This is a genomic window from Hungatella sp. L36, from assembly GCF_014288035.1.
Genome location: NZ_JACOPC010000013.1, coordinates 151716 through 164563, shown reverse-complemented (window position 1 = coordinate 164563; position 12848 = coordinate 151716). Strand labels below are relative to the sequence as shown.

Below are 12848 nucleotides of genomic sequence, written 5' to 3'. Positions count from 1 at the left end.
ACCGAGGTGATAAACGTGAAAGAGAAAATGAGTCAATTGTTCAAGGATAAAGTATTCCTTGTCCTGTTGGTTTTAGGCCTGCTGACTATAGTTGCTGCGGCAGGAGTCATTACCATTCAAAGAGGAAACAATGATGGCCAGAGTCCATATCTTGAAGTTCCGGACCAGAAGGGTGTCATTGCAGAAGAGACGATACCACAGGAAAACCAGGTAGCAGTTGCCGGTGATTCCAACGCTGAGCAGAATCTGGATGCGGATACACAGGTTGCTGATTCCGCCAAGGCTACAGCGAAAGCAGAGACAGAAGCAGAAACCCCGGCGGTTAAGGCCGGAGCGGAAAAGGAGGCGGCCGCAGCGCTTGTCCTCAATTTTAACGATGCAACAAAGATGGCATGGCCGGTATCAGGAAATGTCATTCTGGATTACAGCATGGAGTCCACCATCTATTTCCCGACTCTTGATCAGTATAAATGTAATCCGGGCATCGTCATTCAGGGCGCCGTGAGCACACCGGTCGTAGCACCTGCAAATGCAAAAATCCAGGAGATCGGTTCTAATGAAGAACTGGGCAATTACGTCATTCTCAACATGGGAAATGACTATACGGCTGTCTGCGGTCAGTTAAAGGAACTGCAGGTAGTGGAAAATGAATATGTCGCTCAGGGCGACGTTCTGGGCTATGTGGCCGAACCTACGAAATATTATTCGATTGAAGGCGCGAACTTATACTTCGAGCTGGAGCACGAGAATCATCCGGTAGATCCGCTGGATTTCATGCAGTGAGAGCGTGCGGACCGGACTGTACCATACGGTGAAGAAAAGAAGGCAGGGCAGAAGGCTTATTGAAGTTTTCTGTTCTGTTTTTTTTGTGTAAATGGAGGTGGGGATGTGGTATAATAAAAATGAGGTTTGTGAGCGGTATTTTTATGTGTGGCCGTCGGGGAAAGGAGAAAAATAATGAATTACGATATACTGAAGAAGAATTTTGAAAAGCATGGATTTCATACTGCATATTTCGAGACAGGGGAGGAAGCAGCTTCCTACATAAAAGAGATGGTGAAGGGGAAGACGGTGGCACTGGGAGGCAGTGTGACGCTGCAGGAGATAAAACTGAATGAGGCTCTGGACGGGGAGTGTGCGCTGACCTGGCACTGGCTGGAGCCAGGGGCAGAGACGCTTAAGAAGGCGAAGCAGGCAGAGATCTATATCTGCAGTGCCAACGGGGTATCCGAGACCGGAGAGATTGTCAATATCGACGGGACTGGCAACCGTGTCTCCATGACGATCTACGGGCCTCAGAAGGTGTACTATCTGGTAGGCAGAAACAAGATTTCGCCCGATATGCACAGTGCACTCATGCGTGCAAAGAACGTGGCGGCGCCGAAAAATGCGCTGCGTCTGAACCGGAAGACGCCCTGTGCGGCGAATGGAGGGGACCGCTGCTACGACTGTGACAGTCCGGAACGCATCTGCAGAGCGACCGTCATCCAGGATCGCCCCTGTAACGGTGTGGAGGCGGAAGTCGTGTTTATCAACGAGGATCTGGGCTACTAAAAGTAACAGTTCAGCCCTCGTTTCAGGCTGTCGCGGTCCTTCCCGGCGCTTTCGTTTCCCGGACCTTTCCTGTGACTTTGCAGGGCATTAGCAGTTCTTAATGCGCAGAATTTTTCGTTCAGGGGAAATCCCCACCTGTCTGAGCGCAGCGAGTTTGGGGATTTTCACTGGTTTTTAGAAAAATCCTGCACATTTAGAAATGCTTATGCCCGAAACCGGAACAGGAAAGGTCCGGGAAACGAAAGCGCCGGGAAGGACCGCGACAGCCGGAAGTGAGGGCTGAACTGTTACTACTAAAATGTTATAAAAAAATAATAATTTGTTCATATGTGAACTAAGGTAATATGCTATAATAAAGACGAAAATAATGTGACGGGAGTGCGGCTATGAACATATTGTTTTTTTTAACACCAAAGTGTGAAGTGGCATATATTTATGAGGACGAGACTCTGCGGCAGGCCCTTGAGAAGATGGAGTATCACAAGTACTCCGCGGTACCGATTATCAGCAGAACGGGAAGATATATTGGAACCATCACAGAGGGCGATATGCTCTGGGGAATCAAGAATAAGTTTAATTTAAGCTTAAAGGAGGCCGAGCGCGTAACCGTGGCGGCGATCGACCGGAGACTGGACAACCGTCCGGTATATGCCAACTCCAACATGGAAGATTTAATCGACAAGGCGCTGAACCAGAACTTTGTTCCCGTGGTAGATGACCAGAAGAACTTCATCGGAATCATCACCAGAAAGGACATTATTCGCTATTACTACGATAAGTCCCAGGAATGCAGTCAGGCGGCACAGGCCTGCCGGAACGCGGGAGAGAAGGCACGGCTGGTGCTGGGATAGGAATTGTGAAAAGGAATCACAGGCAGGAAGCAAGGATATATGGTGTTTACGTGCTGCAGCAGGAAGTGAGTAATGGCACAGGAGAGTAAACGGAAATAGTACCAGAGTGTAAAACGCCTGTCGGCGGGAACGGTTACTTTTGTAACTGGTGTTTCCCGGCGGCAGGCGTTTTTTTATGTGTGTTTATGCTCTTGTCATTTTTTCTTTCTCTTCGTTTAGCAGAGAGATGGAATCGGCAAAGGTATTGTCGATCACTTTAAGCAGCGTGTCCTGCTCCAGAGTCGGGGAGTAGTAAAAGCCCTGCTGGTAGTCGCATCCGGCGTTCGTCAGGATATTCACCTGATTCTCGGTTTCCACACCTTCTGCGATGATGTTTAAATCCAGATCCTTGGCGATGTGGATCAGTCCCTCGATCACGCAGCGCGACTTCGGGTTCGTCTCCAGCTGCCATACGAATAAACGTTCCAGCTTCAGCGTGTTGACCGGAAGCTCCAGGATGGTGGCTACGCCGGAATATCCGGAACCAAATTCATTTAACACCAGCTCTACGCCCATGTCGGACAGTTCCTGCAGCATGATGTTGATGTTTAAGTATGCTGTGGTTAGGGCGCTTTCCTGGATCTCGATGGCAAGCTTGCCCTTGGGGATCTGGTAGGTATCGATGACGCGTCTGACCTCATCCAGAAAATCTTCCTGCAAAAAGAGGATAGAAGATATCGGGAGAGCGATGGAATCGAATTCCTTGCCTGCCTCGGTGAGCTTTGCGATACACTGGCCCACTTTATCCAGGGCGAAATATTCGAGGGAGCGGATCTGGCCGGAGTCTTCAGCGATCGGAAGAACCTCGCTGGCTCCGATGAGCCCCAGCCCCTTGATGAAGATGCGCATATAAAACTCTGCGCGGCTGAACTTTCCGGTCTCCATATTAAGCGTCGGGCGGTAACGGACCTCAATCTCTTCTTTTTCAATGGCGGTTTTTAAGTATAATGCGATGGTGTGGCGGCGAAGCAGCTGCTTCTGAAGCGTACTGTCGAACATAATGGCCTGGTTCGGTCCGCCTTCTTCCGCTCTTAAGACTGCCAGGTCGAGACATTTTAACAGCTCGTCCGGCGTCGCGGCGTGTCCGGGATAGGAGCACATACCCATCTGTACGGAACAGAGGCAGTCCGTTCCGTTCACTTTCCAGGCGTGATCAAACTGTTCGGCGATCTCTTCTGCAAGATCGGATGCCTGTCCCTGTGAATACTGGTCGAGGATCATGATGTATTCCACACCGATGTAGTGATAAACAGGTTTTCCTGTCTTTTCTTTTAAATAGGCGAGAATCTGGCTTAAAAGGTTCTCACAGTAATCGTAACCGAATACCTGATTCAGTCGTTTGAAATTCTCTATGTATACTTTTAATACAACTCCGCGGTCTGAGGGTGTATCCATGACTTCCGACAGATGCCGGTAGCATGCGTCACGTTCCAACTTGCTTTCTTCCGCCCTTTCAGTGATCACGGGCTCAGATTCCGCCGGTGACGGAGTGGGGATTGTCTTCTTTTGAAACCAACTCATGTGGTCTGCCTCCTGTTTTTGCAATTATTAACTTCATTGTAGTATAAAACAGGCATGAAATCAAGGAAGATTTCGGTAAATATCGAACCTACTTTACGAGAAGCATGACAGCTCCCAACAAAAACAAAATAACGCCGGTCAACCGGTTTAAAAGTTTTGGATCTGCTTTGTTTGCGAAAACGGCGGCGATTCGGGCAAACAGGAAGGTAAACACGATACAGAGTACAAGCAGGAACAGATCCGGCATGCCGCCGATGGCAAAATGGGAGAGGGACCCGGTCAAAGCCGTGAACGTCATGATAAATACGCTGGTTCCGACGGCAGTCTTTAATTCATATCCCAGCACGCTCGTCAGCAGCAGAAGCATCATCATACCGCCGCCTGCGCCGATAAATCCACAGATGAAACCGACCACAATGCCGCTCAGTATGGACTGGATCAGCTTTTGCCGCATGGTCTTGGATTCCTGTGCGTCTTTGGTCGTAAGGACCGGTCTCACTATGAATTTAATGCCCAGAAGCATGGTGAGGAAGACGGAAGCGTTCCCCATGGCGTGATTGGGAACCAGGGAGGAGATGTAGCTTCCGATCAGGGTGAAGATTAAGACCGCGGCCATCATCATGATACCGTTTCGGATATCGAGGTTTTTGTGTTTTCCGTAGGTGTAGGCCGATACGGCGCTGGCGAGAACATCGCTGGCCAGAGCAATGCCGATCGCCTGATAGGCAGGGACTCCTAAAAATGTGATGAGCATGGGGCTGATGACGGCCGCTGCGCTCATTCCGGCAAAGCCTGTGCCGAAGCCGGCTCCGAGGCCTGCAAAGAGACATACAATGATTTTTACTAGCATGGTAAGACCTTCTTTTCTTTTGTTTTCTTGTTTATTCCCGCGGGCAACGAGCTAAGTGCGATGGCTGCATGAGTTTTTGGCGGCGGCTGTGGGGGGGCAAATACTTTGCTGGTCATGGCGGTTCAAATACTCTGCTGGTCATGGCGGCTCAAATACTCTGCTGGTTATGGCGGTTCAAATACTCTGCTGGTCATGGCGATTCAAATACTCTGCTGGTTATGGCAGTTCAAATACTCTGCTGGTTATGGCAGTTCAAATACCCTGTTGCTCACGGCGGTTCAAGTTTCATGCCTCCGCTGCTTGCTGTGGGGGATTTGATTACGTTTGTTTTAGATTATCCATCATCCGTTTTAAAAGATCCGAGAACATCTGCCGTTCTTCCTCTGAAATCCCGCGGTTCAGCCGTTCGAAGAAATCCTCCTGCGTCCGTTTTAAATCCCGGGCGACAGGGGCGGCGGAGTCTGTCAGCTTTAAATGAATTTTCCTGCGGTCGGCGGTGTCCTCGTGACTCTCTAAGTATCCCAGGCTGGTCAGCGACTCTACGGAAGCCGATACCCCTGATTTCGCCAGCATGCGGAAATAGGAGATGTCCTTTGCTGTGTCGTAATCCGGATTATTGTAGAGAAACAGAATAATGTCGGCATCCATCAGCGATAAATGGTGCTGTGCGGCCGCGGTCTGAATGACCTGATTGTAAATCTTGTGAAAGGACTTAGCTCCGGATAAAATATCGCGTGTCTCCATATGATTCACCTCTTTTTCTTTGGATTTCCGCGAGCAGCCAGCCGGGTGCCAGGCTGTTTGAATGAGCATTTGGCTGTTAGCTCGAGTATTTGGCGACTGCCGCGTGGGTCAAATACCCTGCCGCTTGCAACGGAGTATTTAACTGATAGTATAACAGTTGTAATTAGTTTTAAAATGAACTGTTCTTTTTAGAACTATATCAAACTGTTCTGGGTTTGTCAATAGAAATACCGGTGAAGGAGAAAAGGAAGAAGTAAATTTCAGGATATCGGGGAATGATAACCGTGAGGTGAAAATATGAAATCAATCTGGACACAGACAACGAAAATACCCGGAAGAAATCCGCTTCCCGGTAATAAGAAAACAGAGGTTGCAGTAATCGGAGCCGGACTCTTTGGTATTCTGGCGGCCCATTATCTGAAGGAACAGGGAAAAGAAGTGATTGTGCTGGAGGCCAACCGGATCGGAAGCGGCCAGTCGGGATATACGACCGCGAAGATTACCTCCCAGCATAACCTGATTTACCAGAAGCTTGTAAACACCATGGGGGAGAAGCATGCCGCCGCTTACGCCATGGCGAACCAGCAGGCTATTCGGGATTATGAGAAGTTAATTGACAGATACCGCATAGCATGCCACTTTGAGAAGAAGGATGCCTATTTATTTTCGGTTAATGAGTCGGAAATTCTGAGGCAGGAGGCGGACTGTGCTGCCCGATGCGGCATACCGGCTTCCTTTGTCCGGGAGACAGAGCTTCCGTTTCCTGTTCACGGGGCGGTGCGTTTTGCAGATCAGGCACAATTTCACCCGCTGGAGTTCATCGAAGCGCTCTCCGGGGATTTAACGGTCTATGAGCGGACGACTGTCCGTGAGGTGAAGGGGCATGAGATTATCACGAACAGAGGTGTGGTAAAGGCGGCTCACATTGTATTTGCGTGTCATTTTCCATTTGTGAATATTCCGGGCTTCTATTTTCTGCGGATGTATCAGGAAAAGAGCTACGTGATGGCACTGGGGCCTGTAAAGGAGCTGGAGGGAATGTATCTGGGGATTGATAAAAACTCCTATTCCTTTCGGAGCGCGGGGGATACGCTTCTTTTGGGCCATGGAAGCCATCGGACTGGAAAGTGTCCGAAAAAGAATCCTTACGAAGAGATGCGGCGGTTGAGAGAACATTTTTATCCGGACACGGAGGAATACGGAAGATGGTCGGCCGAAGACTGTATGAGTGTGGACAGTGTGCCTTACATCGGCCATTTCTCCGGCGTGCTTGCGGACTGGTACGTGGCAACGGGATTTGGAAAATGGGGCATGACGACGTCAATGGCTGCGGCCAGGATCGTGACAGCGCAGATTATGGGAAGAAGGACGCCGTATGATGAGGTATTTACTCCGCAGCGGTTCAGGCCCAAAGCGGCGGCAGCCACATTTCTTTCCCATGCCGGTTATTCTGCGGCCGGACTCATGAGTGGCGCTATGCCAAAGGTTCCCCGGTGTCCTCATCTCGGCTGCAGGCTTGTATATAATCGGATGGACGGGCGCTATGAGTGCCCCTGTCACGGCTCACAATTTGAACAAAATGGAAAAATATGCGTTGGCCCTGCACAAGAAAGCCTTCCTTTCATAAATTGATATTAGAAACTCATCATATTGAAAGGAGTATTTCATCCTATGGATTGTTATACGAAACAAAGATGTCCTGGCTGCCAGCCAGTGCCGCAGGGCGCTAAAGGCCGTCAGGATGTTCCAATGGGCCCAGGCCCGGTGATCCGCCCGGATCTTCCTCTGGGATCCGGCCCGGCCGTTCGCCACGATTCGGCATCACAGCCGAATATGCCGATGGGGCCAGGACCGGCGATGCCGCCGGAGATGCCGATGGGGCGCGGAGGCGCAACGCAGCCGAATATGCCGATGGGGCGCGGGGGAGCGACGCAGCCGAATATGCCGATGGGGCGTGGAGGAGCGACGCAGCCGAATATGCCGATGGGGCCGGGGCCGGAGATGCCGCCGGAAATGCCGATGGGGCGTAGAGGAGCGACGCAGCCGAATATGCCAATGGGACCAGGGCCGGAGATGCCGCCGGAAATGCCAATGGGGCGTGGAGGAGCGACGCAGCCGAATATGCCGATGGGGCCGGGGCCAGCGATGCCTCCGGAGATGCCGATGGGGCGTGGAGGAGCGACACAGCCAAATATGCCAATGGGACCAGGGCCGGAGATGCCGCCGAATATCCCGGCAGGATGTGGACCTAACATGCGTTCGGAGATGCCGATGGGACCAGGGCCGGCGATGCCGCCGAATATGCCGATGGGTCGTGGACCAGCAATGCAGCCGAATATGCCGATGGGTCGTGGATCGATGATGCAGCCGGAAATGCCGATGGGTCGCGGATCGATGATGCAGCCGGAGATGCCGATGGGACGCGGATCGATGATGCAGCCGGAAATGCCGATGGATCGCGGATCGATGATGCAGCCGGAAATGCCGATGGATCGCGGATCGATGATGCAGCCGGAAATGCCGATGGGTCGCGGATCGATGATGCAGCCTGAAATGCCAATGGGCCGCGGATCGATGATGCAGCCTGAGATGCCGATGGATCGCGGATCGATGATGCAGCCGAAGATGCCGATGGGCCGCGGATCGATGATGCAGCCAGAGATGCCGATGGGTCGCGGATCGATGATGCAGCCGGAAATGCCGATGGATCGCGGATCGATGATGCAGCCGGAAATGCCGATGGGACGCGGATCGATGATGCAGCCAGAGATGCCGATGGGGCGTGGAGTTATGCCGCAGCCGGAGATGCCGATGGGGCGTGGAGCTATGCCACAGCCGGAAATGCCAATGGGCCGTGGCGCAATGCCGCAGTCGAATGCACCGATGGACTCAGGTACGGTCGCTCGCCGGGAGGTAATGTCAGGCCGTGAATCAGCCGTTCGCCCAGAAATGCCGACGAATTCCGGTTCTATGAATTCATCCTGTGATATCGATCAGTTTCCGGTAGGCATGGCATACGTTCCGTGGCAGCGCTGGCAGCAGGTCTATCCGGTTGAAAAAGCAATGAACAGAGGGACAATTTTCCCGGATCTGGATAAACCGTTTTCCATGGGGAGGTGCAGATAATGGCAAATACCGATATGAACTGCAGCGCTCTGCTTCAAGCAGTCTATGAGGCGAGCTTCGCTATGGACGATGTGATTCTCTATTTGGATACTCATCCCAGTGATCAGGATGCGCTGAATTACTACCAATATGTATCAGATTTACGGAAACAGGCAATGGATGCCTATGAGGCTCAGTGCGGCCCGCTGATGTTTGACGAAGTCCGGTCCGATAATTACTGGACCTGGGTCAACAATCCGTGGCCTTGGGAAGGAGAGTGCGGCTGATGTGGAGATATGAAAAGAGATTACAGTATCCGGTAAATATTACAACACCGAATCCGAAGATGGCGACGTTTATTATGAGTCAGTATGGGGGACCAGACGGCGAAATGGGTGCCTCCATGCGCTACTTATCCCAGCGCTACGCCATGCCATATAAGGAGTGCAAGGGACTCCTCACGGATATCGGAACAGAGGAACTCGCTCATCTTGAGATTGTAGCGACGATCGTTCATCAGCTCACCAGGAACTTAACGCCGGAGCAGATTGTGGAATCTGGCTTTGGTCCTTATTACATTGATCACACCACGGGTATCTGGCCGCAGTCTGCGGGAGGAATTCCGTTTAATGCCTGTGAGTTTCAGTCGAAAGGCGATCCGATTACCGATCTGGTAGAGGATATGGCAGCGGAACAGAAGGCCCGGAGCACCTACGACAATATTCTGCGCGTAGTGAAGGATCCGGAGGTCTGTGATCCGATCCGTTACTTAAGGGAAAGAGAAGTGGTGCATTTCCAGAGATTTGGAGAGGCGCTGCGGATTACCCAGGATAATTTAGACAGTAAGAATTTTTATGCTTTCAATCCCAGCTTTGATGTAAAGAATAATTGCTGATAAAAAGGGAGGGGCCGGCAAGAGGGGGATTCTTGCCGGCCAGAGTATGAAAAAAAGTTTTGTTTGGTTTTTCTCTGTTACATGTATTACTATACATGGGATATGTGAAGAATTTTTGATGAAATTATGAAAAAAATGTGTACATTTGAATGGGACAAGTATCAGGTTAGTAGTTGAAACCTTTACTCAAGATATTGTGTATACAGTATTTCAGCTTATTGCATGTTGTGACTTCACGGGAAATCTGGTATATTTGTAAGAGTATTGTAAGAGCAAATGAGACACAAGGAAAGAGGGGACAGGCATGATTTTAGTAGCAAAACGTGATGGGGCAATCGTGGAATTTCATCTGGAAAAGATCTCCGAAGCTATAAGGAAGGCGTTTAAGGCAACGGGGAAATTTTATACGGAAGATATTGTGGAACTGCTGTCGATCAGAGTGACGTCTGATTTTCAGGGGAAGATGAAGGGCGACCAGATTGCGGTCGAGGATATCCAGGACAGCGTGGAGAAGGTGCTGGAGGAAGCCGGCTATACGGACGTGGCAAAGGCATACATATTATACAGGAAGCAGCGGGAGAAGATCAGGAATCTCGGTAAGACAACGCTGGATTATAAAGATGTGGTGGACAACTATGTGAAGGTGGAAGACTGGCGGGTGAAGGAGAACTCTACGGTCACATACTCTGTGGGCGGTCTGATTTTAAATAACTCAGGCGCGGTTACGACCAATTACTGGCTGACGGAAATCTATGATAAGGAAATCGCCGAGGCTTATATAGGCGGTGATCTTCATATTCATGACCTGTCCATGCTGACCGGTTATAGCTGTGGATGGTCTTTAAAGAGGCTTCTGATGGACGGGCTCGGCGGAATTACCGGAAAGATTACAGCATCTCCGGCGAAGCATCTGGCCACGCTCTGCAATCAGATGGTCAATTTCCTGGGAATTATGCAGAATGAATGGGCGGCATCCCAGTCATTTTCCTCTTTTGATACGTATCTGGCGCCCTTTGTCAAGGCGGACAACCTCTCGTATGACCGGGTGAAAAAGTGTATGGAGGCCTTTGTCTTTGGCGTAAATACGCCGAGCAGATGGGGGACTCAGGCACCATTTTCCCATATTTCCCTGGATTTGATGGTTCCGGAGGATATGGCATCGCAGAAGGCCATCGTGGGTGGACAGGAGATGGATTTCACCTATGGGGAGTGCCAGGCGGAACTGGATATGGTGGACCGGGCATTTCTGGAGACTATGCTGGAGGGCGATGCCAGCGGACTCGGTTTTCAGTATCCGATCCCGTCCTATGGACTGACTCCGGACTTCGACTGGTCTGATAATGAGAGAAACCGGCTTTTGTTTTCGCTGGCTTCCCATTACGGTACGCCGTATTTTACGAATTACGTCCGCAGCGGACTGACACCGGGAGATGTGAGAATTTCCTATGACGGGGTAACTCCTGATTTACATGAGCTGCGCAGCAAAGCAGGCGGTTTCTTCGGATATGGGGAACATACGGGATCGATCGGCGTGGTTACGATCAATTTGCCGAGGATTGCATATCAGTCGAAGAACGAGGCGGAGTTCTATGAGAAACTGGATGAGAAGATGGATCTGGCGGCGCGTTCCCTGCGGACGAAGCGTGAGGTAATCTCCAATCTGCTGAAGAACGGCCTGTACCCATATACGGCCTGCTATCTGTCTGATTTCAGCAACCATCTTTCGTCCATCGGCATTATCGGGATGAATGAGGCCGGCCTGAATGCACCGTGGCTGGGAGAGGGCATGGAATCTGAGAAGACGAGACAGTTTGCCGCTGCCATGTTAAATCATATGAAGGAAAAGATCGTGGGATACCAGCTGGAATACGGGGATCTCTACGGTCTTGAGGCGACGCCGGCTGAGTCGGCTACCTACCGTTTCGCCATGCTGGATAAGGAAAAATTTCCTGGTATCAGGACGGCAGGGCACGAAGGAGATGCACCGTATTATACGAACAGTACGAAGCTGCCTGCGGACTACGATGGTTCCCTGGAAGATGCTCTGGCGAATCAGGATCAGCTGCAGCCGCTTTATACGGCAGGAACCGTGTTCCATGTTTATATGGAACGCGAGTTTGACGACTGGAAGAAGGCGCGGGATCTTCTGCACGACATAACGACCGGTCATGATATTCCTTATTATACGCTGTCGCCGATCTACTCTATCTGCCAGTCCTGCGGATATCTGCCGGGAAGGCAGAACGTGTGTCCCAAATGCGGAGGCCGCGCCGCGGTCTACAGCAGAATTGCCGGTTATTACAGACCGGTTCACGACTGGAACGAGGGGAAGGCACAGGAGTTCAAAAACAGAATCATGTTCCGTGTCTGAGTTTTGGCTATCCTGTAAGCAGCAGTGAATTTTCCGATTATGCACATCTAAGGTATATTCGCATATGATATAGTACAAACCTGATAAATTAAAGGAGATCAATCATATGTGTTGTTGTAATAATAGATGTAATGTAAATTGTGGATGTAATTGTGGATGCGGTTCCTGGAGCTGTGGATGCGGAAATAACAATAATAACAATAATAATTCCTGCTCATGCAGACCGAATGACTGGGCTAACTGCCAGTTCCGCCGCGGCTATGCTGCAGGCTTTAACGCAGGTTATGAGACCGGCTTCAGAGATGGCTTCTGGGCAGGCAATAATAACAACGTAATGCCGATTACGGCTCCTGGCACCGCTGCTGAAGGCGGATGCGGATGTGGCTGCCGCTAATCACCTCGTAAAAATGGATATTCGCTGACACGATAAGATCCGCCGGCACGTTGAGTGCCGGTGGAAACAGTAAAAAGAAAAAAGAAAAGCCAAAAGCCAAAAGCCAAAAGCCAAAAACAGAAAAGCTTTTATGAAACGCAGAGATGAGCCGTTTCATAGAAGCTTTTTTCCTGCGTTTCACCAGCGCATATCTGAAAATCCATTCCACCCGCTGCCCACTCCGCTTCGCAGCATATTAAGCCCCTATACAGTCAGCGCAGCCCGCTGCACCTCCTCCATTGGGAATCAATTTCCCACAACGTGTGACTTACAGCTGACGAAAAGCAATTTTCAGACACACGCAGGTTTTCAAGAGCCGATCATCCGGATAAGAAAAAATAATGACAAAAAAAGGGAATATAGTTTGGTGATATTGCACATTGTAAAACTGAATACATTATGCTAGTCTATATACAAGTCATTGAGGTTGTATACAAATTTAAAGATTTGAATACATTTTTAAAAACAGACCGGGATGACGGAAT

14 protein-coding genes are annotated in these 12848 nt (G+C 50.4%); 9 read left to right on the top strand and 5 right to left on the bottom strand.

The features are described from left to right. Positions 1 to 15 precede the first annotated feature (15 nt). The 3 genes from H8S80_RS25160 to H8S80_RS25150 all read left to right on the top strand — a co-directional run bounded on the left by H8S80_RS25160 (position 16) and on the right by H8S80_RS25150 (position 2405). The gene (locus H8S80_RS25160) at positions 16 to 783 is read left to right on the top strand and encodes a M23 family metallopeptidase (protein WP_002602938.1); all 768 of its coding nucleotides are present in this window, start codon (positions 16 to 18) and stop codon (positions 781 to 783) included. Between the two features lie 174 nt (positions 784 to 957). Beyond that, positions 958 to 1554: a lactate utilization protein gene (locus H8S80_RS25155; RefSeq protein ID WP_117632470.1), complete on the top strand. Its 597-nt coding sequence runs from the start codon at positions 958 to 960 to the stop codon at positions 1552 to 1554. 386 nt (positions 1555 to 1940) lie between these two features. Next, entirely contained in the window at positions 1941 to 2405 is a 465-nt protein-coding gene (locus H8S80_RS25150) for a CBS domain-containing protein (RefSeq protein ID WP_117632469.1), read from the top strand. A gap of 183 nt (positions 2406 to 2588) precedes the next feature. Here the strand turns inward: H8S80_RS25150 and H8S80_RS25145 are convergent, their stop codons facing one another. The 3 genes from H8S80_RS25145 to H8S80_RS25135 all read right to left on the bottom strand — a co-directional run bounded on the left by H8S80_RS25145 (position 2589) and on the right by H8S80_RS25135 (position 5559). Beyond that, the gene (locus H8S80_RS25145; protein ID WP_002602941.1) at positions 2589 to 3965 is read right to left on the bottom strand and encodes a GGDEF domain-containing phosphodiesterase; all 1377 of its coding nucleotides are present in this window, start codon (positions 3963 to 3965) and stop codon (positions 2589 to 2591) included. An 88-nt stretch (positions 3966 to 4053) separates the two neighbouring features. After that, positions 4054 to 4815 carry a sulfite exporter TauE/SafE family protein gene (locus H8S80_RS25140; RefSeq protein WP_117632468.1) on the bottom strand — a complete coding sequence of 254 codons (762 nt, stop codon included), beginning with the start codon at positions 4813 to 4815 and terminating at the stop codon, positions 4054 to 4056. A 318-nt stretch (positions 4816 to 5133) separates the two neighbouring features. Next, positions 5134 to 5559 carry a MarR family winged helix-turn-helix transcriptional regulator gene (locus H8S80_RS25135; protein WP_002602943.1) on the bottom strand — a complete coding sequence of 142 codons (426 nt, stop codon included), beginning with the start codon at positions 5557 to 5559 and terminating at the stop codon, positions 5134 to 5136. A 297-nt stretch (positions 5560 to 5856) separates the two neighbouring features. Here H8S80_RS25135 and H8S80_RS25130 point away from each other — a divergent pair, with 297 nt between their 5' ends. After that, complete coding sequence (locus H8S80_RS25130; RefSeq protein ID WP_117632467.1) at positions 5857 to 7191, top strand: FAD-dependent oxidoreductase; 1335 nt, start codon at positions 5857 to 5859, stop codon at positions 7189 to 7191. Between the two features lie 94 nt (positions 7192 to 7285). On the opposite strand, the gene H8S80_RS25125 is transcribed toward H8S80_RS25130, so the two are convergent. Then, on the bottom strand, positions 7286 to 7759 hold the full coding sequence (locus H8S80_RS25125) for a hypothetical protein (RefSeq protein ID WP_147338557.1): 474 nt from the start codon (positions 7757 to 7759) through the stop codon (positions 7286 to 7288). Between the two features lie 53 nt (positions 7760 to 7812). Here H8S80_RS25125 and H8S80_RS34425 point away from each other — a divergent pair, with 53 nt between their 5' ends. The 4 genes from H8S80_RS34425 to H8S80_RS25105 all read left to right on the top strand — a co-directional run bounded on the left by H8S80_RS34425 (position 7813) and on the right by H8S80_RS25105 (position 11930). Beyond that, a complete protein-coding gene (locus H8S80_RS34425) occupies positions 7813 to 8685 on the top strand; it encodes a spore coat associated protein CotJA (protein ID WP_187049073.1) in 873 nt (290 codons plus the stop codon). After that, positions 8685 to 8951 carry a spore coat protein CotJB gene (locus tag H8S80_RS25115; RefSeq protein WP_002602947.1) on the top strand — a complete coding sequence of 89 codons (267 nt, stop codon included), beginning with the start codon at positions 8685 to 8687 and terminating at the stop codon, positions 8949 to 8951. The genes H8S80_RS34425 and H8S80_RS25115 overlap by 1 nt, the downstream gene beginning before the upstream one ends. Beyond that, the gene (locus H8S80_RS25110; RefSeq protein ID WP_117502133.1) at positions 8951 to 9559 is read left to right on the top strand and encodes a manganese catalase family protein; all 609 of its coding nucleotides are present in this window, start codon (positions 8951 to 8953) and stop codon (positions 9557 to 9559) included. Before H8S80_RS25115 ends, H8S80_RS25110 begins: the two co-directional genes overlap by 1 nt. Before the next feature lie 304 nt (positions 9560 to 9863). Continuing rightward, positions 9864 to 11930, top strand: coding sequence for a ribonucleoside triphosphate reductase (locus H8S80_RS25105; protein WP_002603013.1), 2067 nt, complete (start codon positions 9864 to 9866; stop codon positions 11928 to 11930). Positions 11931 to 12271: 341 nt separating this feature from the next. Here the strand turns inward: H8S80_RS25105 and H8S80_RS25100 are convergent, their stop codons facing one another. Next, a complete protein-coding gene (locus H8S80_RS25100) occupies positions 12272 to 12481 on the bottom strand; it encodes a hypothetical protein (RefSeq protein WP_181987971.1) in 210 nt (69 codons plus the stop codon). Between H8S80_RS25100 and H8S80_RS35165 the strand changes: the two genes are divergently transcribed. After that, positions 12455 to 12769, top strand: a complete 315-nt coding sequence (locus H8S80_RS35165) for a DUF6783 domain-containing protein (protein WP_117632465.1) — start codon at positions 12455 to 12457, stop codon at positions 12767 to 12769. The genes H8S80_RS25100 and H8S80_RS35165 overlap by 27 nt on opposite strands. Positions 12770 to 12848 lie beyond the last annotated feature (79 nt).